We start from the raw sequence: 25026 nt of genomic DNA, 5'->3' as shown, positions 1-25026 counted from the left end.
TTCTGAGAAGTTCCTTAAAGATCGCTGTGCTGCGCACGCGCGCGTGCCTCGCGCCACTCGGGGGCGAGCACGGACCACACCTCGATGTCGTGCCGTACGCCCCCAAAGGGGTGGGACTCGCGGAGTATCGCGTCCCTGGTCATGCCCATGCGGCGGGCAACATTCAGGCTCTTCTCATTGCCCGAGGCGGCATGCCATTCGACGCGGTGGATTCCGCGCTGTTCGATCGCGAAGTCGATGAGAATCCGCATCGCGCGGGTGATCAGCCCGCGCCCGGCAGCGGCGGGTTCCAGCCAGCAGCCGACCTCGCAGTTGCCCTGGTCGGCGTGGAAGTTCAGGAAGAGGACCCCGCCGACGAGCTTCCCGTCCAGCCAGATCCCGTGCAGGGACGCGCTGTCGGCGGCGCGCAGGTCGGCGTAGCGCTGGAGCTCCCCCCGCGCCGACTCGACGTCCGTCGCCTTCGAGCCGAAGGAGATGAACTGTCCGATGAACTCCCGGCCGCGCTCCAGGTGGGCGAGGAACTCCTCGGCGTGCCACGTCTCCAGGGGACGCAGTTCGGTGCCGTCGTCACCCAGGGATATCGCGTACATCCTGTTCCCGCTCCTTCGCCAGTACGTCCGCCACCTCGGCGTCCGTCGCAGCGGCCAGCCTCTCATGGGCGGCGCGGCACTCGGGGGGCTCGATGCTGATGCGGGGCAGGACGCGGTCCAGGCCGCGGGGCAGCCACCAGTTGGCGCCGCCCAGCAGGTGCATGAGGGCGGGGACCAGGAGGGTGCGCAGCACGAAGGCGTCCAGGGCGACGGCCGCCGCGAGCGCGATGCCGAACATGGCGATCACTCGGTCGCCGCTGAGCACGAAGGCGAGGAAGACCGAGATCATGATGACCGCGGCCGAGTTGATGACCCGGCTGGTCTCGGCGAGGCCGACCCGGACGGCGCGGCGGTTGTCGCCGGTTTCCAGCCATTCCTCGTACATCCGGCTCACCAGGAAGACCTGGTAGTCCATGGACAGCCCGAAGAGGACCGACACCATGATCACGGGGAGGAAGGGTTCTATGGGCCCGGCGCGTCCCAGGCCGAGGAACTCGCTCCCCCAGCCCCACTGGAAGATCGCGACGACGACCCCGAAGGCGGCGGCCACGGCGGCGACGTTCATCGCGGCGGCCTTGAGCGGGATGCCGACCGACCGGAAGGCGAGCAGGAGCAGCACACAGCCGAGCGAGATGACGACCCCGACGAACAGCGGCAGCTTGCCGACGATCACGGCGGCGAAGTCGTCGTAACTCGCGGTCACTCCGCCGACGTGGATGTCGAGCGAGGTGCCCGTCTCGGCCCTCGGCAGTACCTCGGTGCGCAGCCGGTCGACGAGGTCGCTGGTCTTCTGGGACTGCGGTGCCGAGTCCGGTACGACGCTGAAGTACCCGGTGGAGCCACTGCTGTCGTAGGTCACCGGGGTCACGGAGGCGACGCCCTCGGTGGTGCGCAGGGTGGCGTCGAGGTTGTCCAGGGTGAGCTTGTCCTCGGCTCCGTCGATCCTGGTGACGAGGGTGAGGGGGCCGTTGACGCCGGGGCCGAAGCCCTCCGCGAGGAGGTCGTAGGCCTGGCGGGTGGTCGACGACCTGGGGTCGTTGCCCTGGTCGGAGGTGCCCAGGTGGAGCGCGAAGGTGGGCAGCGCGAGGACGGTGATGACGGCCAGGGCGAGGGTGCCGAGCAGTTTGGGATGGTGCTCGACGAACGCGGACCAGCGGGCGGCGAGGCCGGTGGGCAGCTCCGGCTGGGGCCCGTGGTCGGCCAGTCGGCGCCGTTCGCGGCGGCTGAGGGCACGGGGGCCGATGAAGGACAGCAGGGCCGGGAGCAGCGTCACGGCGGCCGCGACGGTGAGCACCACGGTCAACGAGGCGGCGATCGCGACCCCGTTGAGGAAGCCGAGCCGCAGGATCAGCATCCCCAGGAGGGCTATGCACACCGTGGCGCCCGCGAAGACGACCGCGCGCCCGGTGGTGACGACCGCGTTGGTGACCGCCTCGGTGACGGACAGTCCGCGTTTCAGCCCGCGTCGGTGCCGGGTCACGATGAACAGGGCGTAGTCGATGCCGACACCGAGCCCGATCAGCATGCCGAGCATGGGCGCGAAGTCGGCGACGGTCATGACGTGCCCGAGCAGCACGATCGCCGCGTACGCGGTGCCGACGCTCAACAGGGCGGTGCCGATGGGCAGCAGCGAGGCGGCGAGCGAACCGAAGGCGAGGAACAGTACGAGGGCGGCGACGGCGACCCCGACGATCTCGGCGGTGTGCCCGCTCGACGGCTCGGTGAGCGCGATGGCGCTGCCGCCCAGTTCGACCTGCAGCCCGTCCGTCCCGGCGGCCTTGGCGACGCGGACGACGGCCTGCGCCTCGGATTTGTCGATGTCCTCGGCCTGGTGCGCGAAGGTGACGGTGGCGTACGCGGTGTGCCCGTCGGCACTGATCCGGCCCGCGCCCTGCCCGTCGTACGGACTGACGACGGAGGCCACCCCGGGCAGGTCCGCGATCTTGTCCAGGGCGCCGGTCATGGTCTGTTCGACGTCGGCGGCGCGGACGGAACCGGGCGAGGTGTGCCAGACGACGGTGTCGCTGTCGCCGCCGAGGCCCGGGAAACTCTCCTTGAGCAGTTGAGTTGCGCGACCCGACTCGGTGCCGGGGGCCTCGTAGTCGTTCGAGTACGCCGAGCCGGCGACGGCGGCGGCCGCGGTGACCCCGCCGAACGCGAGGAGCCACAGCAGGACGGCGACAAGGCGGTGCCGAACACACCAGCGGGCAAGGGCTGCCACGAACGTGCTCCCGGGGATGACGAATTGTGGATCTTTGACCGGGAATCCAGGTTCAAGGGATGAACAGCCCGCAAAGAACGCATGAGCAATGCGTGACCCACTCTTGCAGCCGAAAGTGATCGTTCAGCACGTTCGTGCCCTTATTCACAGGAGTGGGAGCCAGATCACAGGACAGTAACGGCAACTCTGTCAGGGCACCCTGCTCAGTCGAACTGGTCCCCCAGCGCCATCACCATCGCGCCGACGACCAGCAGCCAAAGCGCCCGTCTGGTACGGCCCCTGGACCCGAGCACCGACGCGAGCGCACACACCGCGGCACCCGCGGCATAGGCGGCCGGGACCAGCACCGGAGCGGAACCACTCGCTCTGAGCGCCGCCGCGGCCACCCCCGCGAGGGCCAGCACGGCACCGGTCAGCGCGGCCGTCCAACGGGCCCGCCGCGCGTCCAGTGCCGGATCGAAGTCCGGTGTCTCGGAATCTGCGCGTCCGTCCATGGCGGGCGAGGGTAGCGCCTCCGCCTGAGAAACCTGGTGCGCGGCCAACCGACGTCCTCCACAATCTCGTTGCTCTCCCTAGGAAGCTACGCAGAACCGGAGGAGCCCGTTCACCGATGCCGGACACCGACCTGACCGCCCGTCTGACCCACCCCCGCTATCCGCGCAGCAACGGCTACGACGCCCGCTGGACCATCGAGAACCAGATGGGCCCGCACGCGTTGTGGCTCCTGGAATGGCTGGCCCCCGCCCTGGGCCTCGACGCGCTGCGCCCCGGCGCCCGCGTCCTCGACCTGGGCTGCGGGCGCGCCATGACCTCCGTCTTCCTCGCCCGGGAGTACGACGTCCAGGTCACCGCCGCCGACCTGTGGGTGAAGCCCGACGAGAACGCCGTACGGATCGCGGAGGCGGGCGTCGCCGACCGCGTGCTGCCCCTGCACGTGGAGGCACACGATCTCCCCTTCGGGGAGGGCACGTTCGACGCGATCGTGTCGATCGACGCGTACCAGTACTTCGGCACCGCCGACCTCTATCTGCCCACGCTGACACGGCTGTTGAAGCCGGGCGGCCGGATCGGCGTCGTCATGCCCGCGCTGCGGGAGGAACTGCCGGGCGACGAGCCGCCGGAGCATCTGAAGCAGTACTGGGAAGGGGACCCGGGCTTCTGGGCCTTCCACTCCCCCGCCTGGTGGCGCGGGCACTGGACACGCGGCAAGGCCGTGGAGGTCGAGACGGCCGACTGGCTGCCCGACGGATGGCGCGACTGGCTGTTGTGGAGCGAGGTGTGCGCCGAGGAGAGCCCGAGCGAGTTCATGGCGGGCATGGCGCGCACGTCGGCGGAGCTGGTACACGCCGACGTGGAGCATCTGCTGGGCTTCACACGCGTCGTGGGGCGCCGCCTCTGATGCGACGCACCTGGGGGATGCATCGCAACCGATGCATCCCCCAGGGCCGTTGATTTCCTACGGTCGCTTTTCCCTACGACCGTCTCAGCTCTCGCTGACGCCCAACTGGTCCAGGATCAGTTCCTTGACGCGGGCCGCGTCGGCCTGGCCTCGGGTGGCCTTCATGACCGCGCCGACCAGGGCGCCGGCCGCCGCCACCTTGCCGCCGCGGATCTTGTCGGCGATGCCCGGGTTGCCGGCGATGGCTTCCTGGACGGCGGTGGTGAGGGCGCCGTCGTCGGAGACGACCTTCAGGCCGCGCTTCTCGACGACCTCGTCCGGGGTGCCCTCGCCGGCGAGGACGCCTTCGATGACCTGGCGGGCCAGCTTGTCGTTCAGGTCACCGGCGGTCACCAGGGCGGTGACCCGGGCGACCTGCTCCGGCGTGATGGGCAGCTCGTCGAGCGCCTTGCCGGACTCGTTGGCGCTGCGGGCGAGTTCGCCCATCCACCACTTGCGCGCGGAGGCCGCGTCGGCACCGGCGTCGATCGTCGCGACGATCGGGTCGATGGCACCGGCGTTGAGGATCGACTGCATGTCGAACGCGGTGATCCCCCACTCCTCGCTCAGCCGGTTGCGGCGGGCCAACGGCTGCTCCGGAAGCCCGGCGCGGATCTCCTCGACCCACTCGCGCGAGGGGGCCACCGGAACCAGGTCCGGCTCCGGGAAGTAACGGTAGTCCTCCGCCTCCTCCTTCACGCGGCCCGAGGTCGTCGACCCGGTGTCCTCGTGGAAGTGGCGGGTCTCCTGGATGATCGTGCCGCCGGAGTTCAGCACCGCGGCGTGGCGCTGGATCTCGTAGCGGGCGGCACGCTCCACGGAGCGCAGCGAGTTGACGTTCTTGGTCTCGCTGCGGGTGCCGAACTTCTCGCGGCCGTGCGGGCGCAGCGACAGGTTGACGTCGCAGCGCATCTGCCCCTGCTCCATGCGGGCTTCGGACACACCGAGCGCCCGGATCAGCTCGCGCAGCTCGGCGACGTACGCCTTGGCGACCTCGGGAGCGCGCTCGCCCGCACCTTCGATCGGCTTGGTGACGATCTCGATGAGCGGGATGCCGGCGCGGTTGTAGTCGAGCAGCGAGTGCGAGGCGCCGTGGATACGGCCCGTCGCGCCGCCGACGTGCAGCGACTTGCCGGTGTCCTCCTCCATGTGGGCGCGCTCGATCTGCACCCGGAAGGTCTCGCCGTCCTCCAACTGGACGTCCAGATAGCCGTTGAAGGCGATCGGCTCGTCGTACTGGGAGGTCTGGAAGTTCTTCGGCATGTCCGGATAGAAGTAGTTCTTCCGGGCGAAGCGGCACCACTCGGCGATCTCGCAGTTCAGCGCGAGGCCGATCTTGATGGCGGACTCGACGCCGATCGCGTTGACGACCGGGAGCGCGCCGGGCATGCCGAGGCAGGTCGGGCAGGTCTGCGAGTTGGGCTCGGCGCCCAGTTCGGTCGAACAGCCGCAGAACATCTTGGTCTTGGTGCCGAGTTCGACATGGACCTCAAGGCCCATGACGGGGTCGTACGACGCCAGCGCGTCCTCGTACGACTCCAGGTCGGTCGTGGTGGTCACGGTGAACTTTCCCTCTCAGCCCAGCAGGACGTCGTCGTCGCCCAGCCGCTTCAGCTCGCGGTACAGGATGGCGAGGCCGGTGACGATCGCGACGGCGGAGACCGTGGCGTCGATCAGACGGAGCGTGTCGTGCTCGGTGCGCGCCTTCTTGATCTGCTTGGCGACACCCAGCGCGCCGAACGCGGTGGTGGCGATGGACACATACGTGCCGGACTTGGACTTCTTGAAGCCCTTGGCCTTCGACAGTGCGTTGCTCACAGCGACGGTGCCTCCTCAAGCAGCGGGTGGCCCCACTTTTCCACGAAGGCGGCCTCTACGGCGGCGCCGACCTTGTAAAGGCGGTCGTCCTTCAGCGCCGGCGCGATGATCTGGAGCCCGACCGGGAGGCCGTCCTCCGGCGCGAGACCGCAGGGCAGCGACATGGCCGAGTTGCCCGCCAGGTTGGTCGGGATGGTGCACAGGTCCGCGAGGTACATCGCCATCGGGTCGTCGGCACGCTCGCCGATCGGGAAGGCGGTGGTCGGCGTCGTCGGCGACACGATCACGTCGACGCTCTCGAACGACTTCTCGAAGTCGCGGGTGATGAGCGTACGGACCTTCTGGGCGCTGCCGTAGTACGCGTCGTAGTAGCCGGAGCTGAGCGCGTACGTCCCGAGCATGATGCGGCGCTTCACCTCGGGGCCGAAGCCCGCCTCACGGGTGAGGGAGGTGACCTCTTCGGCCGAGTGGGTGCCGTCGTCGCCGGTACGGAGGCCGTAGCGCAGGCCGTCGAAGCGGGCGAGGTTGGAGGAGCACTCGGAGGGCGCGATCAGGTAGTACGCCGACAGGGCGAGGTCGAAGGACGGGCAGTCCAACTCGACGATCTCCGCGCCGAGTTCCTTGAGTACGGCGACGGCCTCGTCGAAGCGCTGGATGACGCCGGCCTGGTAGCCCTCGCCGCGGAACTGCTTGACGACGCCGACGCGCATGCCCTCGACGCTGCCGTTGCGGGCGGCCTCGACGACCGGCGGCACCGGGGCGTCGATCGAGGTGGAGTCCAGCGGATCGTGCCCGGCGATGACCTCGTGCAGCAGCGCCGCGTCCAGGACCGTACGGGCGCACGGCCCGCCCTGGTCGAGGGAGGACGAGAACGCCACCATGCCGTAGCGGGAGACCGCGCCGTACGTCGGCTTGACGCCGACCGTGCCGGTGACGGCGGCCGGCTGACGGATCGAACCGCCGGTGTCGGTGCCGATCGCGAGGGGCGCCTGGAAGGAGGCGAGCGCGGCGGAGGAACCGCCGCCGGAGCCGCCGGGGATCTTGGTCAGGTCCCACGGGTTGCCGGTCGGCCCGTACGCGCTGTTCTCGGTGCTCGACCCCATGGCGAACTCGTCCATGTTGGTCTTGCCGAGGATGACCACGTCGGCGGCCTTGAGCCGCTTGGTGACGGTCGCGTCGTACGGCGGGATCCAGCCCTCGAGGATCTTCGAGCCGACGGTCGTCGGGATGCCCTCGGTGGTGAAGATGTCCTTGAGCGCGAGCGGGACGCCGGCCAGCGGGCCGAGCTGCTCGCCCCTGGCGCGCTTCGCGTCGACGGCACGGGCCTGCGCGAGGGCGCCCTCGCGGTCGACGTGCAGGAAGGCGTGGACCTTCGCGTCGACCTCCTCGATCCGGGCGAGGTGGGCCTCGGTGACCTCGACGGCCGTGAGCACGCCGGACGCGATGTTCGCGGCGGTCTCGGCGGCGGTGAGCCGGATGATGCTGCTGTGGTCCGTCATGGTGATTAGTCCTCCCCCAGGATCTGCGGCACCTTGAAACGCTGCTGCTCCTGGGCCGGGGCGCCGGAGAGCGCCTGCTCGGGGGTGAGCGAGGGACGGACCTCGTCCGCGCGCATGACGTTCGTCAGCGGCAGCGGGTGGGAGGTCGGCGGTACGTCTTGGTCGGCGACCTCGCTGACGCGGGCGACCGCGCCGATGATGTCGTCCAGCTGTCCCGCGAAGTGTTCGAGCTCTTCGGGCTTCAGCTCCAGACGCGCCAGCCGGGCGAGGTGGGCGACCTCCTCGCGCGTGATGCCAGGCATGCAGCGTTCCTCTGGGGTGAGTGTGTGTGGTTTGGGGCCAATCCTATGGGGCGGGGGGCCGTAGCCGTTAAACGGTTTCGATCGCCCAGCTCTCAGCAGGGTCGAGGGGCAACCCCCTAGGGGCGGGAGGCTGTGTCGATTTGCGGCTCCGCCGCGTGGGCGCGCCCAGGGCTGCCGATCGTCCACTTCACAACGGGGCTTGCATCGTCAGGGGCGCGGGGAACTGCGCGACCAGCCACAGCGGACCCGCAGCCGCAAATCCACAGAAGCCCCCTCCCCCATAGGCGCACCCAATCAGCCGATCCTCCCGGGATCATCCGCCGCAGCCGCCGGCAACGCAGCCCGAGGCCGCTGCCAACCCCGCGAGCCCCTCGCCCGCAACCAAGCCGTCATGTCCTCCGGAGGCATCGCCGCAGCGACAAGCCACCCCTGCACCGCATCACACCCCAGATCCCGCAACCGCTCCCACGTCTCGTCGTCCTCAACCCCCTCCGCCACAACGAGCAACCCGAGGGAGTGCGCCAGATCAACGGTGCAGCGCACGATCTCCGCGTCCTCGTTGTCCACCGCGAGCCGCGCCACGAACGACCGGTCGATCTTCAACTCGCTGACCGGCAGCCGCCGTAGGTGCACCAGGGACGAGTACCCCGTGCCGAAGTCGTCGAGGGACATCTTCACGCCGTGGCCGGTGAGGCCGTTGAGGGTGTCGGCGGCGCGCTGGGGGTCCTCCAGGAGGACGTGTTCCGTTATCTCGAGTTGGAGGGACCCCGCCGGGACGCCGTGCCGGGCGAGACGCGCGGCGACGGAGCCCGCGAAACCGGGGGTGTGCACATCGCGCGGGGAGACGTTCACCGCGACCGGCACGAACAGCCCCTGGGCCCGCCATCTGGCGACCTGGGCGAGCGCCGTGTCGAGCACGTACTCGGTGAGATGGGGCATCAGTCCGGACGACTCGGCGATCGCTATGAACTCGTCCGGCGGCACCTTCCCGCGCTCGGGATGCACCCACCGCACCAGCGCCTCCAGGCCGGCGACCTGACCGTCGAAGCGGACCTTGGGCTGGTAGTGCAGCTGCACCTCGTGCGCGTCGAGCGCCCGGCGCAGATCCCCCAACAGGCCCAGCCGGTCGGGGGTGTTGGAGTCCCGCTTGGACTCGTAGACCTCTACGCCCGTGCGGTCCCGCTTCGCCTGGTACATCGCGACGTCCGCCCGGCGCAGCAGTCCCTCGGCGTCGAGGGCGTGGTCGGGGAAGACGGCGACGCCCGCGCTGGCCTCCAGGACGAGCGTGAGCCCGTCGAGGTCGAGCGGGGAGCTGAGCGCGACGACGAGGTTGCGGGCGACCCGGGTCGCGGACGTCGTGGAGTCGGCGACGGGCAGCAGGACGGCGAACTCGTCGCCGCCGAGCCGCGCGGCCTCCGCCCCGCGCGGCAGCGCCACCCGCAGCCGGTCGGCTATCTGCAACAGCAGCCTGTCTCCGGCCAGATGACCGAGAGTGTCATTGACCGATCGGAAACGGTCGAGGTCGATCAGCATGAGAGCGGCCTTGGCGCCGATGCGCTCGGCGTCGTCCAGGGCGGTCCAGATGCGCTCCAGGAGCCACTGCCGGTTGGGCAGCCCGGTCAGCGGGTCGCGCAGTTGCTCCTCGGCCCGGGCGCGGGCCATCCACAGGGTGGAGTCGAGGGCGATGAGCGGGATCGAGAAGAGGGGCAGCAGAACCGGCTGCGCTACGGCGACCACACAGATCAGCGGGGCGATACCGAGCAGGGCGACCGCGACGAGGCCCTGTCTGAGCAGGGCGGTGCGGGCGACGGTGGGCAGCCCGCCGTGGCGCGGGGCGTGCAGATACCAGAGCAGGGTGCGGGTCACGGCGAGATAGGCGAGGGCGACCAGCACGACTTCGGGGGCGGTGTAGACCGTCCAGGTGTCGGGGTTCCACGGCTTCTCGACGGACGGCACCCGGCCGAACGCGCCCAGCACGAGTGCTCCGGCGGCTATGCCGAGGATGTCCACCGCGCCGTGCAGCACGCCCTGGCGCCAGCGGTTGCGCCGGGCTATGCCGACCAGGACGACGACGGTGAGGCTCACCATGCCGGCGGCGACCCAGCCGTAGAGCAGCAGGACGCCGAGGGTGAGGGCGGCTCCCGAGCCGGTGCCGCCCCACCAGCGGGCGCGGCCGAGGGCGACGAGGTGGCCGACGATGATGCCGGTGAGGACGGCGAGCGACCAGCCGACGGTGCCGGACGGGAAGAGCGCGTGGTCGCCGGTGAACGCCCGGAAGAATCCGGCGCCCAGGACGAAGCCGGCCGCGGCCACGACCGCCGTGGGCAGCGCGGGCCAGGTCAGGTGGCGTCCGGATTCACCGCCCGGCAGTCCGGAGGAGTGGTCGGGGGTGAGCGGTGCGTCGTGACGCGCGTCCGGTGTGGAGTACTGTCCGGTGGCGCGCGGCTGGGCGCCCGGACGCTCCACGGGTCGCGCACCCCAACGACTCTCCCGCCAGGCGCCGGTGACCCGGCGCAGGAGTGAGTCCGGGGGGGCGCTCTCGGTCGGTTCCATTCCCGTCCCTCTCACAGCCGGCGGTGCCCACGCCACGCGGTCCGATGCCCGACTTCCACCAACGGCACCGCGTTTGGAAAACCCTTCCCCTTGCTCACCAAGAGCAGGGGGTTGCCCCAACCGCAGCTGGGCACGGCAGGTGCACACCTCAACAGTAGGCCGCAGAAGGCTTCCACGGGCAGCGGTCGTAGACGGTTGCCCGAATGCGACCCGGCCACCCGTATGCATCTGGTATGCGCCGATCGGGTGGCCTTCAACCGCTGCTCCTCGCTACTCCTCGACCGGAAGCGCGACTTCGGCGGCCGCCTCAGGTCCCTGTTCAAGCAGGACATTGAACCCGTCCTCGTTCAGAACGGGCACCTTGACCTGCATCGCCTTGTCGTACTTGGAACCAGGATTGTCACCTACGACAACGAAAGAGGTCTTCTTCGAAACAGAACCGGTCACTTTCGCTCCCCGGCTCTGCAACGCGTCCTTGGCCCCGTCCCGTGTGAAGTGTTCAAGTGTGCCGGTGACGACCACGGTCAGCCCTTCGAGCGGACGCGGGCCCTCGTCCTCGCCGGACCCCTCGTCCTCCATCCGGACCCCGGCGGCCCGCCACTTGCGGAGGATCTCCTGGTGCCAGTCCTCGGCGAACCACTCCTTGAGCGAGGCGGCGATGATCGGGCCGACCCCGTCGGTGTTCGCCAACTCCACCTCGTCGGCCTGCTCGATACGCTCGATCGAGCGGAACTCGCGGGCCAGCGCCTCGGCCGCGACCGGGCCGACATGACGGATCGACAGGCCGGTGAGGATGCGGGCGAGCGGGCTCTCCTTGGCCGCCGCGATGGTCTCCAGCATCGCCAGCGCGTTCTTCTTCGGCTCGCCCTGCTGGTTGGCGAAGACCGTCGCGATCTTCTCCTCGCCGGTCTTCGGGTCCCGCTTGGGCAGCCCGCTGTCCTGGTCGAGGACGTACGCCTTGATGGGCAGCAACTGCTCGATGGTGAGGCCGAACAGGTCGCCCTCGTCCTTCAGCGGCGGGTCCGCCGGCTCCAGCGGCTTGGTGAGGGCCGCCGCCGACACATAGCCGAAGTGGTCGATGTCCAGCGCCTTGCGGCCCCCGAGGTAGAAGAGGCGCTCCCTCAACTGGGCAGGACACGTACGGGCGTTCGGGCAGCGGAGGTCGATGTCGCCCTCCTTCATCGGCCGCAGCGGCGTACCGCACTCGGGGCACTCCGCCGGCATCACGAACTCCCGCTCGCTGCCGTCGCGCAGATCGGCGACCGGGCCGAGGATCTCCGGGATGACGTCACCGGCCTTGCGCAGCACCACCGTGTCGCCGATGAGGACGCCCTTGGCCTTGACGACCTCCTGGTTGTGCAGCGTCGCGAACTCGACCTCGGAGCCGGCCACCGTCACCGGCTCGACCTGGGCGTACGGCGTGACCCGGCCCGTACGGCCCACGCCCACGCGGATGTTGACGAGTTTGGTGTTGACCTCCTCGGGCGCGTACTTCCACGCGATCGCCCAGCGCGGGGCGCGGGAGGTGGAACCGAGCCGCCCCTGGAGGGGGATCTCGTCGAGCTTGACGACCACGCCGTCGATCTCGTGCGCGACGGAGTGCCGGTTCTCGCCGTAGTACCGGATGAACTCCCGTACGCCGTCGAGGTCGTCGACCACCTTGTTGTGCGGGGAGGTCGGCAGGCCCCAGGTCTTCAGCAGGGCGTACGCCTCGGAGAGGCGGGTGAGGGGATCGAAGCCCTCCAGGGCGCCGATGCCGTGCACGACCATGTGCAGGGGGCGGGTGGCGGTCACGCGCGGGTCCTTCTGGCGGAGCGAACCGGCCGCCGCGTTACGGGGGTTGGCGAAAGGCTTGTCGCCGGCCTCGACCAGACGGGCGTTCAGCTCCTCGAACTTCTCCATCGGGAAGTAGACCTCGCCGCGGATCTCCACGAGGTCGGGCACGCGCTCGCCGGTCAGCCGGTCCGGGATCTCCGCGATCGTCCGGACGTTGGGCGTGATGTCCTCGCCCGTACGGCCGTCGCCGCGGGTCGCCGCGCGCGTGAGACGGCCCTGCTCATACGTCAGGTTGACGGCGAGGCCGTCGACCTTCAGCTCGCACAGGAAGTGGTAGTCGGAGGTGCCGACGTCCTTGTGGACGCGCTCGGCCCAGGCCGCCAACTCCAGGTCGTCGAAGGCGTTGTCCAGGGAGAGCATGCGCGAGCGGTGCACGACGGAGGTGAACTCCGTCTCGTACGCCCCCGCGACCTTCTGCGTCGGGGAGTCCGGCGTGCGCAGCTCGGGATACTCCTCCTCCAGCGCCTCCAGGGTGCGCAGGAGTTTGTCGAACTCCGCGTCGCTGACGACCGGGGCGTCGTTCACGTAGTAACGGAAGCGGTGCTCCTCGATCTGCTCAGCGAGCTGCGCGTGCTTCTCCCGTGCCTCTGCGGGCACCGTCGTCTCCGCCTGCCTGTCGCCGGCCACCGTGTTGTCCTTCCGTCACTCAGGGTTGTCCGCGAGGGATCTCGCCGCCCGGACGCAGTGGGCGAGAGCATGGCGCGCGTACTCGGGGGAAGCCCCCGCGAGTCCGCACGCCGGGGTGATCGTGACCGCCTCCGCGAGAAGTCCCGGTCGCAGCCCCAGCCTGCGCCACAGCGTCCTGACACCCATGACGCTACCGGCAGGGTCTGACAATGCGGTGTCCGTGCCCGGCACGACACCGGCGAAGAGCCGGGTACCGGACTCCACCGCTTCCCCGATCACGTCGTCGTCACGCTCGGTGAGGAGCGAGAAGTCGAAGGAGACCCCGGTCGCGCCCGCCCGGCGCAGCAGGGCGAACGGCACGTCCGGCGCGCAGGAGTGCACGATGACCGGGCCGTTCTCGTGTACGTCGACGACCTCGCGGAGGGTGCCCTCGACGAGTTGGCGGTCGACGGCGCGGTGCGTGCGGTAGCCGCTGGCGGACCTGACGTGTCCGCGCAGTACGGCGATGAGGGACGGCTCGTCGAGTTGCAGCACGATCTGGGCGCCGGGGACTCGGCGTTGGACGTCGGCGAGATGGTTGCGCAGGCCCTCGGCGAGCGAGCCGGCGAGGTCCCGGCAGGCGCCGAGGTCGGAGAGCACGGACTCGCCGTTCCTCAACTCCAGGTTGGCGGCGAGGGTCCAGGGCCCGACGGCCTGCACCTTGAGCGGCCCTTCGTACCCCTGGGTGAACTCCTCGAAGGCGTCGAGGTCCTCCCCCAGCCACGCCCAGGCCCGCTTCGTGTCCCGCCCCGGCCGGTCCCCGATCCGCCACCCGCTGGGCTCCACACGCGCGTACACCTCGACGAGCAGCCCGGCGGTCCGCCCGATCATGTCCGCGCCGGGTCCCCGAGCGGGCAGCTCGGGCAGGAACGGAAAGTCCTCGAAGGCCCCGGTCGCGGTCTTCGCGGCCTCCCGGGCGTCGAGGCCGGGCAGAGAACCGACACCGGTGGCTGCGCCGAAGCTGAACTGGCTGTTGTTGCTCACCCAGGAAGCGTATGCCGCCGGCAGTGGGGTGGATTCCGGGGTGCCGCCGGTACCCGATGGTCGGTTCAGCGCATCGGGATCCCGAGCCGCTCCAAGAACGTGATCAGCCGCTCCGGATCCGTGACCTTCAGGTTGTTCCGGAATCGACCGCGCTCCCAGGAGACGTCCGTCTCGCCGTGCACGCTGCCGCTCCCGATGAACTCGCCCTCCGCGTCGAGAAGCGCGATGGTCACGCTGCCGTGGCAGCGGCAGATGCCGTTCGAGAACTCACCGGTCGTGGTGAGAGCCCGCAGTTCCGCGACGCCCTCGGGGTCGAACACCTCGCCGCAGACCCTGCGTTCGGCGAGCGGCCCGCCATCGTCGCCGCCCACGAGGACCAATGCGGCCTCCGTGCGCCCCCAGACCTCGTCAAGCCAGTCCCGGACCTCCGCACCGCTCGCCCCGCGCCGCTGCGCCGGTCCGGTCACCGTCCCGGCCGCACCGTCAGGTCGTTGACCTCCGCGTCCCCCGGCAGATCGATCGCCATCAGGATCGTCGTCGCGACCGACTCGGGGTCGATCCACTCGGAGGGGTCGTAGGGCTTGCCCTCCTGCTGGTGGACCTTGGCCTGCATGGGGCTGGCGGTGCGGCCGGGGTAGACCGAGGTGACGCGGACGCCGTTGGGGTGTTCCTCGTGGCGGAGGGAGTCCGCCAGGGCCTTCAGGCCGTGTTTGGAGGCGGCGTACGCGGACCAGTCGGCGCTCGCCCGCAGTCCCGCGCCGGAGTTCACGAAGAGCACGTGGCCGCCGGACGCCCGGAGTTGGGGGAGGAAGTGGCGGGTCAGTTCGGCGGGGGCGATCAGGTTGACGTTCAACTGGTGGCGCCAGGTCTTCGGGGTCAGGTCGCCCACCGGGCCCAGGTCGACCACCCCGGCGATGTGCAGGAGCGTGTCCACCCGGTCGGGCAGGCTCTGGTGCGAGAACGCCCAGCTGAGCCGGTCCGGGTCCGCGAGGTCGCCCACCAGGGTGCTCGCTCCCGGGTACTGCGCCGCCAGTTCCTTCGCGCGGCCCGCGTCGCGCGCGTGGAGCACGAGTTCGTCCCCGCGCGCGTGCAGCCGGCGGGCGACGGCCGCGCCGATGCCGGAACCGGCCCCGGTGATCACATGTGTAGCCATGCCCGCCATGCTCGCATCAGCGGGTACCCAAGGACTCTTCGAGGTAGGCCAGCGCCCCCACCGGCTCCTCCGCGAAGAACACCAGGTCGGTGAGCGGGACGGGCAGGAACCCCTCGTCCTCCATGCGCCGGAACTGCGTCTTCAGGCCGTCGTAGAAGCCCGCCGTGTTGAGCAGCACCACCGGCTTGTCGGTGTGGCCGTGCTTCTTCAGCTCCAGGATCTCGGTCGCCTCGTCCAGCGTCCCGGTGCCGCCCACCATGACGACCACGGCGTCGGCCTTCTCCAGGAGCAGCTTCTTGCGTTCGGCGAGGTCGGCCGCGATCACCATCTCGTCGGCGCCCGGGCGCACCTTCGCCGCCAGGAAGTCCACCGAGACGCCCACCAGCCGTCCGCCGGCAGCCTGGACGCCGTCCGCGACCACCTTCATCAGCCCGACGTCCGAGCCGCCCCACACGAGCGTGTGCCCGCCCTTGCCCAGCAGTTCCGCGAACTCCCGCGCGGGGCGCGTGTAGCGCTCGTCCAGGTCGGCGGCCGAGAGAAAGACACAGATCTTCATCCCGTCACCGTACGCGGGAAGAACCAGGGGTCCGCGAGTGCTTTTCCGGTATGGCTGACGGACACACGATCACGATCGAGCAGGGCGACCAGCACGTACGCGTCGTCCACGGCGACCAGGTGCTGGCGGAGAGCGACCGGCCCCTGATCCTGAAGGAGACCGGCTCCCCGGTGCGGTACTACCTCCCCCCGGAGGACGTACGCCTCGACCTCCTGACCCCCTCCGAGACCCACACCCACTGCCCCTTCAAGGGCGACGCGTCCTATTGGTCCCTGCCGGACGCGCCCGACCTGGTGTGGGCGTACCCCGACCCCAAGCCCGACGTCGCACAGATCAAGGACCACCTCTCCTTCTACGAAGTAGAGGTGTTGTGACCGATTAGTCCTCCGCCCTGCGGCAGTCTCCAGGGCATGGACAAGAAGACTGTTTCGCGCGACGGCACCGCCCTCGCGTACGAGCGCATCGGTGCGGGTCCGCCCGTCGTCCTGGTCGGTGGCGCGATGACGACGGGCGACGGCCTGCTGCCGCTCGCCGCGCAGCTCGCGCACCGGTTCGGGGCTGTTCCGTACGACCGCCGGGGTCGTGGCGCCAGTGGCGACACGGCCCCGTTCGCCGTGGCCCGCGAGGTCGAGGACCTCGCGGCGCTGATCGACGCCGTGGGCGGCAGCGCGGCCCTGTACGGCCACTCCTCGGGCGCCGCCCTGGTCCTGCACGCGGCGGCGAGCGGCCTGCCGGTCATCCAAGTCGCCCTGTACGAACCGCCGTTCGCCCTCGACGCGGCCGGCGCCAAGGAACGCGCCGCATACACCGAGCGGCTCACGGAACTGCTCGCCGAGGGCCGCCACGGAGACGCCGTAGAACTGTTCATGGCCCTCACCGGCGCGGCCCCGGAGATGATCGCGGGCGCCCGCCGCTCCCCCATGTGGTCCGGCATGGAGGCCATCGCCCCCACCCTCGCCTACGACGACGCGGCCATGGGTGACGGTCTGGTGCCGGTGGAGCGGCTGGCGTCCCTGTCCGTCCCGGTGCTCACGATCGCGGGCGGCGCGAGCCCCGAGTGGATGCGGCAGGCCGCGCGGGCCGCGGCGGAGGCGGCGCCGGACGGGACGTATCGCACGCTGGACGGTCAGACCCACATGGTGGACCCGACCGTCCTGGCGCCGCTGCTCACGGAGTTCTTCACACAGTGACCGCGCGACGCTCCTGAAGGGTCACGCCATCGCCGTCGCCGCGCGCGTGGTCGTCGCGATCGTCGCGGAGCCGACCACGCGCGTGTCGTCGTAGAGGACGATCGCCTGCCCGGGAGCCACGCCCCGCACCGGCTCCCTGAACGACACCTCCAGGGTGCCGTCGACGAGTTCCGCGGTGACCTCGGTCTCGCCGCCGTGGGCGCGGAGCTGGGCGGTGTAGGTGCCGGGGCCGGAGGGAGCCGTGCCGCACCAGCGCGGCTTGACGGCCGTGAGGGCGCTGACGTCGAGGGAGGCGGCCGGGCCGACCGTCACCGTGTTGTCGACCGGGGAGATGTCCAGGACGTAGCGCGGCTTGCCGTCGGCGGCCGGGGTGCCGATGCGCAGGCCCTTGCGCTGGCCGATGGTGAAGCCGTACGCGCCCTCGTGCGAGCCGATGACGGACCCGGACTCGTCGACGATGTCGCCCTCGGCCTTGCCCAGGCGGTTCGCGAGGAAGCCCTGGGTGTCGCCGTCGGCGATGAAGCAGATGTCGTGCGAGTCGGGCTTCTTGGCGACCGCGAGGCCGCGGCGCTCGGCCTCCGCGCGGATCTCGTCCTTCGTCGTGACCGTGTCGCCGAGCGGGAACAGGGCGTGCGCGAGCTGCCGCTCGTCCAGGACGCCGAGGACGTACGACTGGTCCTTCGCCATGTCGGAGGCGCGGTGCAGTTCGCGGGTGCCGTCGTCGTTCACGATCACCTGGGCGTAGTGGCCGGTGCAGACCGCGTCGAAGCCGAGGGCGAGCGCCTTGTCGAGAAGCGCGGCGAACTTGATCTTCTCGTTGCAGCGCAGGCAGGGGTTCGGGGTGCGGCCGGCCTCGTACTCGGCGACGAAGTCCTCGACGACGTCCTCGCGGAAGCGGTCGGCGAGGTCCCAGACGTAGAAGGGGATGCCGATGACGTCGGCGGCGCGGCGGGCGTCCCGTGAGTCCTCGATCGTGCAACAGCCACGCGCGCCCGTGCGGAACGATTGCGGGTTCGCGGAGAGCGCGAGGTGGACGCCGGTCACGTCGTGGCCGGCTTCGGCGGCCCGGGCGGCGGCGACGGCGGAGTCGACGCCACCCGACATGGCGGCGAGTACGCGAAGGGGGCGGGGGCGCTGCGAGGTCTCAGTCATAACCCTTCCAGGGTACGGGGCATCGGGAACCGGGACCCGCGAGTATCCGTTGACGATCACATGGGGGATGCGAAGGACGACGGGGAAGCGAAGGGCCGGCGGCCCGGCAGGCGCGCGCTGTTGATCGGCGGGGCGGTGGCCGCCGTGGGGACGGCGGCGTTGGCGCGGGACGAGTTGTCGCGGATGTGGTGGCGGCTGCCGGGGGTGGAGAAGCCGCGGACGCCGGGTGCGGTCGACTACCGGGGTGCGTCCTGGGTGGCGGCGTCCTCGGCGAACTACCGGCGGGCCGACCGGCCGGACGACTACGCGATAGACCGGGTGGTCATCCATGTCACGCAGGGCAGTTTCACCAGCGCGGTGAAGGCCTTCCAGGACCCCGCGCACGAGGCGGCGGCGCACTACATCGTCCGCAAGGACGGGCACGTCACGCAGATGATCCGCGAGCTGGACGTGGCCTTCCACACGGGCAACCGCGAGTACAACGAACGCAGTGTCGGCATCGAGCACGAGGGCTTCGTGGAGCGGGCGTCCTCGTTCACGGACGCCATGTACGCGGGCTCCGCGCGGCTGACGGCGCAGATATGCCGACGCTACGGAATGCCCGTCGACCGGGAGCACGTCATCGGGCACGTGGAGGTGCCGGGGACGGATCACACGGACCCCGGGCGGTACTGGGACTGGGACCGGTACATGACACTCGTAAGGCGGGCACATCGGACGCAAGTGTGATGCTGGTCACACTCGGGTTTGGCTATGAGTCGTTTCAGTCACGGCCGTGTCCGATGCGTCCCCTGCTCCGGATGTGACCTGGGGTACGCCAACTCGGCTTCACTTCAAGGGGAGTTGGGAGACATCCCGCACTCTTACCTTTCACAGCTTGCCCCGCTGACTACTAACAACTCCCCAGTCTTTACACAGCCCTTAGGTCAAATCTCTGCCGCATGACACACACCAGCGAGCCCGCGTCCGGCGAGAACGGCAAGGGCAACCACCGGAAGAACACGGCCGAGAAGCGCGAACACGGCAAGGACATCGCGGCCCGGGGCAAGGGTCTGCACCGTCGCAAGTTCCTCGGCGGCATGGCCGGCGCCGGCATCGCGGCGGTCGTCGGGGCCGGGACGACCTTCTCCCTGCTGAGTGGCGCGACGAAGAACAAGGCGTCCGCGGTGGACACCGCCCTCACCATCCCCGACCTGCTGGAGGGCACCACCTCCGACAGCACCACCACCTTCACGCTGGAGGCGCAGACCGGCACCGCCGAGGTGCTGAGCGGTGTCACCAGCGACACCATGGGCTACAACCAGTCGTTCCTCGGCCCCACCATGAAGTGGACCAACGGCGACACGGTCCTGCTGAACATCACCAACAGCCTGGGCGAGGACACCACCGTCCACTTCCACGGCGCCCACGTCCCGGCGAAGATGGACGGCGGCCCGCAGGTCGCCTTCTCCGACGGCACGACCTGGTCGCCCACGTTCACGGTCAAGGACCCGGCCACCACGCTCTGGTACCACCCGCACGCGCTGGGCACCACCGCCAAGCAGGCCGTGCACGGCCTGGCCGGGATGATCATCGTCGAGGACTCCACGGACGCGTCCGCCGCGCTGCCCAGCGACTACGGCGTCGACGACATCCCGCTCATCTTCCAGTGCCTCGCCACGGACAGCGCCGGTGACATCAAGTACGACCTGACCGGCTACCTCAGCAGCGGCCTCAGCTACCCGCTGCTGCTGAACGGCACGAACGTCGACTCCACCACGCTCGCCTTCACCGCCACCAAGACCCGCACCCGGTTCCGGGCGCTGAACGCCTCGCCGTCGGACATCATCACCATCCAGCGCAGCGACGGCGGCACGCTCACCCAGATCTCCACCGACCAGGGCTATCTGACGGAGGCGACCGACGTCACGACCATCCGGCTGGTGGCCGGCGCCCGCGCCGAGTTCGTGATGGACCTGAGCGCGGACGCCACGCTCCAGGCCGTCGTCACCACCGGCTGGGTGCGCGGCGGCAGTGGCACCTACGACGTCCTCGCGATCACCGCGAGCGGCACGGACACCCCGGACGACCTGCCGTCCAGCCTCAACACGATCGACCGGTACGACACCAGCGACTTCACCGCCCGCACCATCACGCTCGGCCAGAGCGGCACGAAGATGCTGATCAACGGCTCGGCCGGCACGAGCATGTCGTCCATGGCGATGATCAGCACCACGGTGGGCTCCAAGGAGGTCTGGACGATCACCAACAGCACCCAGCTGGAACACTCGTTCCATCTGCACGACGTGCCGTATCAGCTCATATCGATCAACGGCGAGACACCGACAGGAGTCGAACTCGGCTGGTACGACACCTACGAAGTGGTCGGTGGCGGCTCGATCGAGATCGCCATGGAGTTCACGGACTTCTCCGACGACACCTATATGTACATGCTCCATTGCCATCTCCTGCAACACGAGGACGAGGGCATGATGGCCGCCCTCATGGTGACGGAGAGCTGACAGCCCCGAAGAACGGTCGGTCGGGTGTTCCGACGGCTAGCAGGTCCCTCGGAACACGTCGACCTGGCCGGCCGTGCTGTCCGCCACCGCGAGGTCGACGACCCCGTCCGCGTCCAGATCGGTCGCGGCGGTGTCGTAGGCACCGGTGGCGGACACTTCGGCGAGTTGCGCGAGGGTACCCGTGGTGGTGCCCCGGAAGAGCGTCACCGAGGCGCCCTTCAGCGAGGAGACCATGAGGTCCGTGACGCCGTCGCCGTCGAGGTCGGCGGCTCCCACGGCCACGGGCAGGGCGGGCGTGGTGTAGGTGGTGGCCGAGGCGAAGGTCCCGTCGCCGTTGCCGAGCAGCACGTCCAGAGCGTCGGAGCCGTTGCTCACCGTGGCCAGGTCGAGGGTGCCGTTCCCGTCGAAGTCGCCCTCGGCCAGGGAGTAGAGGCGGGACGTGGTGGCGAGGTCGGTCGCGGTGCCCAACGCGCCCGTGCCGTCACCGAGCAGGACACTGACCCCGTCGCTGCCGACGCTCGCCGTGGCCACGTCGGGACTCCCGTCACCGTCGAAGTCGCCGACGACGATGCCGTGCGGCTGGCTTCCGGTGGCGGTCTCGCCCTCGTCGTCGAAGGTGCCGTCGCCGTTGCCGAGCAGTACGCGCACGGTGCTCGTCTCCTGCTCGGCGACCACGAGGTCGGTGCGGCCGTCACCGTCGAGGTCCCCGGCGGCCAGAGCACGCGGCGCCCCGGACACGTCGATGGCGGTGGCCGTACCGAAGGTGCCGTCGCCCGTGTTCAGCAGCACGCTCACCTGGGCGCCGCCGAAGTCGGCGGTCGCGAGGTCCGGGTGTCCGTCGCCGTCGAAGTCCGCGACCACGGTCTGGTACGGATGCGTGCCGACCGCGTAGGTGCCGCCCGTGGCGAACGTGCCGTCGCCGTTGCCGAGCAGTACGGTCACCGAGTTGTCGTCCAGGTTGGCGGCGACCACGTCCTGCGCGCCGTCGCCGTTGACGTCCGCGGCGACCACATGACGGGTGTTCGTGGACGCCGTCGCCGAGGCGGAGAGGGCGTAAGTGGGCGTGCCTGTGCAGGAGTTGGACAGTTCCGTCGTACTCGCTACGGCTGCCGGGGCCGTACCCGCGCCGACGGCGACGAGCAGGCCGGCCGCGCCGGTCACGGCGATCCGGTGCGGGAGACGGGAGTTGGGCCGGTTCAAGGTGATGTCGCCTTTCGTGCGGGGCGGTTGACGGGGGTCAGTTCTGGTCCGCTTTCGATGCGGGGCAGTTCATGGATCAGCTCTGGACCGCTGCGACGCGAAGGCCCACGGTGAGGTAGCCGCCGGTGCCGTCGCGGCCCTCGCCCCGGTAGTGGGTGGTGCAGCTGCGGCCGGTCGCGTACCAGGAGCCGCCGCGTACGGCGTTGACCTCCAGGCCGGCCTCGCCGCCGTTGGTGGCCGTGACGATGCTGGAGGTCCACTCGAAGCAGTTGCCGGCCATGTCGTAGGCGCCGTGGACGCTGACGCCGGCGGGGTACGCGCCCACGGCCGAGGTGAGTCCGCCGGTGGCGGTCAGCGCGTCGAAGACGTCGGTGTAGACGAACCCGGTCCAGGTGCTGTGGTCGATCCAGCCGGTCACCCCGCCGGTGGCGGAGACGGTGAGGATCTCGGAGATCGGCTCGCTCTCGCCGTACCGGGTGGAGTTCTCGTTGTCGTAAGTGGCAAGCGTGTCGCCCTCGTTGGCGAGGTAGTACGCGGCGCACACGGCGTTGTAGTTGTAGTTGCTGGTCAGCGTGGAGTCCGTGTACGTGGTGCCGGAGGCCTGTCCCCAGGGGTAGGCGTACGCGTCCGGGCCGCGCGCCGCGTTCTCCCACTCGGCCTCGGTGGGCAGCCGGAAGGTCCAGCCGTCCGCCTGACCGGTGAGCCAGTCGCAGAATCCCTCGGCGTCCGCCGCCGAGATCTCCAGGACCGGATGGTCCGTCTTGGCGGTCGGGACGGCGCCGTCGTCCCAGTACGACGGGACGGTGTACGAGGCGTTCGGGGAGGCGTCCAGGAACGCCTTGTACTGGGTGTTGGTGACCTGGTAGGCGCCGAGCCAGTACGGGGAGTCGATCGCCGAGGCCTCCCCCGCGCCCGCGTTGTTGGACAGGTCGGCGGTGAAGACGAAGGAGGGATCCGCGGGGACCGCGGTGAGCGTCTGCCCGGCGACGGACACCGCATCGGACGCGGCGGCGGGCACCGACGTGACCAGCCAGGCGGCTCCGGCACCGCCGAGCACGAGCAACTTCCGCCGGGACAATAAGTGGTGGCGCGAGGGTACGACGGCCATGGGGCGGCCCTCCGTCGATGGGTTGGCAGGGGCGGGACCGGTCACGCGGCGCCGGGGGGGGCGTGCCACGTGACCGGCCGTTCACGGATTCCCGTAAGCACGGAGTGTGCACGACAAGACAACACAGTGTCGACAGAATGGGCTATGAATGACATATGAGCCCGATAGTCGGCTATTCTGTCGACAGTTTTGGTTCAGGACACCGTCAGAGTCAGGGCGCCCGTGTATGTGCCGCCCGCTTTGATCGCCGTGGTCGTGCCGTTCACCTTGAGGGTGACCGTCTTGCCGGACGGTGCCGTGACCGAGGCGTCCGAGGCCAGGCTGAGAGCGCTCAGATACGACGTGCCCGTGACCGTCCAGGTGGAGCCGGCGCCCAGGGTCACGACGACGCCGTTGTTGACCACCGCGCTCGGGGTGTTGGTGACCTCGCTGATCTCGCGGTACTCGGCCGAGGTGATCGTGGAGACGGCGTGCGCGGCGGTGGACGCCGAGATGACACCCTCGACCGTGGACCCGGTGAAGCTCAGGACCAGGTTCTGGCCCCGGAGGCTCGCGTTGCCGCCGCCTCGCACGGAGTTGTAGAAGTCACCGGTCAGGTCGATGTCCGTGAAGGTGCCCCTGGCGTCGGTGGTCTGGGCCGAAGTGGTCACCCACGTCGAGGACTTGGTGGGGGAACCGGTGGGCTCGGTGTAGGTGCCGATGGTCTCGGAGCTCCACGGCTCGCCGGACACGGTGACGCTGCTGGGCCGGTCGGTGTCCATCAACTGGAAGAGGACACCGTTGCCCGCGGTGATCGTGGCGCCGTCGGAGCCGTCGACCGTGACGGTGCCCGCGACCGCCTTGCACATGAACGCGGTCTCGCCGGTGGTGACTTGGGTGCCGCCGTCGATGGCGACGGATCCGGCGGCGTACCACAGGACCATGAAGCGGCCGGCGTCGATGGTGGTCGCCCGCACCGGCAGGGCACTCAACTCGGCGCTGGTGAGCCCCAGTTCGAGCGAGGTGTTGAGAGCGGCCACGGCGTCCTTCGTACTGTCCCCGTAGTGCGCCGAGGCGCCCCAGTGGATCAGGGCGTAGTCACCGACGTCGAAGGTGCAGCCCAGGAAGTGCTCGGTCACATTGCCGATGGCGTACGAACCGTAGCCCTGGCCACCGGTGTTGGCGATGGTGCTGTTGATGGCGGTCAGGGTGCAGTAGCTGCCGCCGTCGACCGACAGGGCGCCCCACTTCTCCGAGGAGACCGACGAGTTGATGTACGACGCCCTGGTGCTCGCGCCGAGCAGGTTGGTAGCGCGGACGTTGCCCGAGATCCCCAGCATCCAGGGGACGGTGATCATGTAGCGGGTGTCGCCGGTGCCGGAGGCCGGGTACTCGGCGGGCAGGGTGCCGTCGGCGCAGTGGATCGTGGAGTTCTTGACGACGACGTTGGCGGTGGCGTCGGCGATGACGGCGGTACGGACGACACCTTCGTTGGCGATGGTGGCGCCGTCGACGACGAGAGTGGTGCCGGAGCCGGTGCCCACGATCGCGGCGCCGTAGCCCACGAAGTCGCAACGGCCGTTGCCCGTAAAGGAGATGGTCGGGTCGGTGAGGGTGTAGGTGCCGCCGTCGGCGACGTAGACGCCGTTGAAGGCCTCGCCGTCGGAGGTGAGGGTGACACCGGTCGCGGCGATGTCGGTGACGGTGCCGCCGAGGACGGCGGAGGGGACGGACTTGGCTTCGTCCACTCCGTCGGAGTCGACGTAGATCGCCTGGCGGAACGGGAAGGTGAGGTCGCTGTAGGCGATGTCGGTGGCGTCGGCGACGGTGAGGATGACGGTGCCGGTGTAGGTGCCGGCGGCGATGGAGGTGGCCGCTCCGCCGTATCCGTCGGTGAGCGCGGCGAGTTCGCTGCCGGTCTCCTCACCGTCGACGGTGAGGGTCAGGCTGTAGCCGTCGGGGACGGCGATGACGCCGCCCTCCTCGATGGTGAGGCTGGTCGTGGTGGTGGTCTCGGTCAGCGTGAGGGTCTCGCCGGAGGCCACCGTGATGCCCGCGTCGGCCTTGGCGGTCGCGGCGCGTGCGGTCGCGGGGGCGATCACCGTCGGCGCCAACACGGCGGCGACCGCCACGAGAAGGGCGCGGGGGCGGGCGCGATAACTGACGTCCACTGTGAACTCCTTTGTCTTCCGGGTGTTTTCGGGCAGCCGCGCCCGCCGCGTGACGCGTTCAACAGGAAGTGAGCGGCGCGGTGGGGCGGGCGTGTTCAACGGCCTCGTC

The 25026-nt window shown here is 70.0% G+C and carries 22 protein-coding genes; 5 read left to right on the top strand and 17 right to left on the bottom strand.

Annotation, left to right across the window (positions count from 1 at the left end):
* Window positions 1-14: 14 nt before the first annotated feature.
* The 3 genes from OO70_RS34620 to OO70_RS34610 form a co-directional block, all read right to left on the bottom strand.
* Window positions 15-590, bottom strand: coding sequence for a GNAT family N-acetyltransferase (locus OO70_RS34620; protein ID WP_043680231.1), 576 nt, complete (start codon window positions 588-590; stop codon window positions 15-17).
* A complete protein-coding gene (locus tag OO70_RS34615) occupies window positions 568-2811 on the bottom strand; it encodes an MMPL family transporter (RefSeq protein ID WP_043680228.1) in 2244 nt (747 codons plus the stop codon). Before OO70_RS34615 ends, OO70_RS34620 begins: the two co-directional genes overlap by 23 nt.
* Before the next feature lie 203 nt (window positions 2812-3014).
* Window positions 3015-3305: a hypothetical protein gene (locus tag OO70_RS34610; RefSeq protein WP_043680225.1), complete on the bottom strand. Its 291-nt coding sequence runs from the start codon at window positions 3303-3305 to the stop codon at window positions 3015-3017.
* Between the two features lie 116 nt (window positions 3306-3421).
* On the opposite strand from OO70_RS34610, the gene OO70_RS34605 reads away from it, so the two are divergent.
* Entirely contained in the window at window positions 3422-4210 is a 789-nt protein-coding gene (locus tag OO70_RS34605) for an SAM-dependent methyltransferase (protein ID WP_043680222.1), read from the top strand.
* Window positions 4211-4294: 84 nt separating this feature from the next.
* Here OO70_RS34605 and gatB read toward each other — a convergent pair whose 3' ends face one another.
* From gatB to OO70_RS34555, 10 genes are all read right to left on the bottom strand, one after another.
* Window positions 4295-5809: an Asp-tRNA(Asn)/Glu-tRNA(Gln) amidotransferase subunit GatB gene (gatB, locus tag OO70_RS34600; protein ID WP_043680220.1), complete on the bottom strand. Its 1515-nt coding sequence runs from the start codon at window positions 5807-5809 to the stop codon at window positions 4295-4297.
* A gap of 15 nt (window positions 5810-5824) precedes the next feature.
* A complete protein-coding gene (locus OO70_RS34595) occupies window positions 5825-6067 on the bottom strand; it encodes a hypothetical protein (protein ID WP_019068646.1) in 243 nt (80 codons plus the stop codon).
* On the bottom strand, window positions 6064-7566 hold the full coding sequence (gene gatA, locus OO70_RS34590) for an Asp-tRNA(Asn)/Glu-tRNA(Gln) amidotransferase subunit GatA (RefSeq protein ID WP_043680213.1): 1503 nt from the start codon (window positions 7564-7566) through the stop codon (window positions 6064-6066). The genes OO70_RS34595 and gatA overlap by 4 nt, the downstream gene beginning before the upstream one ends.
* 5 nt (window positions 7567-7571) lie before the next feature.
* Complete coding sequence (gatC, locus tag OO70_RS34585) at window positions 7572-7868, bottom strand: Asp-tRNA(Asn)/Glu-tRNA(Gln) amidotransferase subunit GatC (RefSeq protein WP_007384860.1); 297 nt, start codon at window positions 7866-7868, stop codon at window positions 7572-7574.
* A 294-nt stretch (window positions 7869-8162) separates the two neighbouring features.
* Window positions 8163-10421, bottom strand: a complete 2259-nt coding sequence (locus OO70_RS34580; protein WP_043680206.1) for a putative bifunctional diguanylate cyclase/phosphodiesterase — start codon at window positions 10419-10421, stop codon at window positions 8163-8165.
* A gap of 270 nt (window positions 10422-10691) precedes the next feature.
* Window positions 10692-12884 (bottom strand): NAD-dependent DNA ligase LigA, encoded by a 2193-nt coding sequence (gene ligA, locus OO70_RS34575; RefSeq protein ID WP_043680203.1) that lies wholly within the window; start codon window positions 12882-12884, stop codon window positions 10692-10694.
* A gap of 15 nt (window positions 12885-12899) precedes the next feature.
* The gene (locus OO70_RS34570) at window positions 12900-13907 is read right to left on the bottom strand and encodes a methionine synthase (RefSeq protein WP_043680200.1); all 1008 of its coding nucleotides are present in this window, start codon (window positions 13905-13907) and stop codon (window positions 12900-12902) included.
* A gap of 65 nt (window positions 13908-13972) precedes the next feature.
* Window positions 13973-14374 carry a hypothetical protein gene (locus OO70_RS34565; protein ID WP_043680197.1) on the bottom strand — a complete coding sequence of 134 codons (402 nt, stop codon included), beginning with the start codon at window positions 14372-14374 and terminating at the stop codon, window positions 13973-13975.
* On the bottom strand, window positions 14371-15069 hold the full coding sequence (locus OO70_RS34560; RefSeq protein ID WP_078651675.1) for an SDR family oxidoreductase: 699 nt from the start codon (window positions 15067-15069) through the stop codon (window positions 14371-14373). The genes OO70_RS34565 and OO70_RS34560 overlap by 4 nt, the downstream gene beginning before the upstream one ends.
* Before the next feature lie 7 nt (window positions 15070-15076).
* Entirely contained in the window at window positions 15077-15616 is a 540-nt protein-coding gene (locus tag OO70_RS34555; RefSeq protein ID WP_043680191.1) for an LOG family protein, read from the bottom strand.
* Between the two features lie 50 nt (window positions 15617-15666).
* On the opposite strand from OO70_RS34555, the gene OO70_RS34550 reads away from it, so the two are divergent.
* Together OO70_RS34550 and OO70_RS34545 are read left to right on the top strand one after the other, a co-directional pair.
* Complete coding sequence (locus tag OO70_RS34550) at window positions 15667-15990, top strand: DUF427 domain-containing protein (protein WP_043680186.1); 324 nt, start codon at window positions 15667-15669, stop codon at window positions 15988-15990.
* Between the two features lie 36 nt (window positions 15991-16026).
* A complete protein-coding gene (locus tag OO70_RS34545) occupies window positions 16027-16806 on the top strand; it encodes an alpha/beta fold hydrolase (RefSeq protein WP_043680183.1) in 780 nt (259 codons plus the stop codon).
* Between the two features lie 21 nt (window positions 16807-16827).
* Here OO70_RS34545 and mnmA read toward each other — a convergent pair whose 3' ends face one another.
* Window positions 16828-17958: a tRNA 2-thiouridine(34) synthase MnmA gene (gene mnmA / locus OO70_RS34540; protein ID WP_043680180.1), complete on the bottom strand. Its 1131-nt coding sequence runs from the start codon at window positions 17956-17958 to the stop codon at window positions 16828-16830.
* Window positions 17959-18018: 60 nt separating this feature from the next.
* On the opposite strand from mnmA, the gene OO70_RS34535 reads away from it, so the two are divergent.
* Complete coding sequence (locus tag OO70_RS34535) at window positions 18019-18687, top strand: N-acetylmuramoyl-L-alanine amidase (RefSeq protein WP_043680177.1); 669 nt, start codon at window positions 18019-18021, stop codon at window positions 18685-18687.
* A gap of 212 nt (window positions 18688-18899) precedes the next feature.
* Entirely contained in the window at window positions 18900-20459 is a 1560-nt protein-coding gene (locus OO70_RS34530) for a multicopper oxidase family protein (RefSeq protein WP_043680175.1), read from the top strand.
* A 36-nt stretch (window positions 20460-20495) separates the two neighbouring features.
* On the opposite strand, the gene OO70_RS34525 is transcribed toward OO70_RS34530, so the two are convergent.
* The 3 genes from OO70_RS34525 to OO70_RS34515 form a co-directional block, all read right to left on the bottom strand.
* Entirely contained in the window at window positions 20496-21659 is a 1164-nt protein-coding gene (locus tag OO70_RS34525) for an FG-GAP repeat domain-containing protein (protein ID WP_051741916.1), read from the bottom strand.
* 76 nt (window positions 21660-21735) lie between these two features.
* Window positions 21736-22767, bottom strand: coding sequence for a formylglycine-generating enzyme family protein (locus OO70_RS56255; RefSeq protein ID WP_043680173.1), 1032 nt, complete (start codon window positions 22765-22767; stop codon window positions 21736-21738).
* Window positions 22768-22961: 194 nt separating this feature from the next.
* Window positions 22962-24917, bottom strand: a complete 1956-nt coding sequence (locus OO70_RS34515) for an autotransporter outer membrane beta-barrel domain-containing protein (protein WP_043680170.1) — start codon at window positions 24915-24917, stop codon at window positions 22962-22964.
* Between the last annotated feature and the right edge of the window lie 109 nt (window positions 24918-25026).

Source organism: Streptomyces xylophagus (assembly GCF_000716435.1).
Classification (GTDB): Bacteria; Actinomycetota; Actinomycetes; order Streptomycetales; family Streptomycetaceae; genus Streptomyces; species Streptomyces xylophagus.
This window is presented reverse-complemented; position numbering and strand designations above follow the sequence as displayed.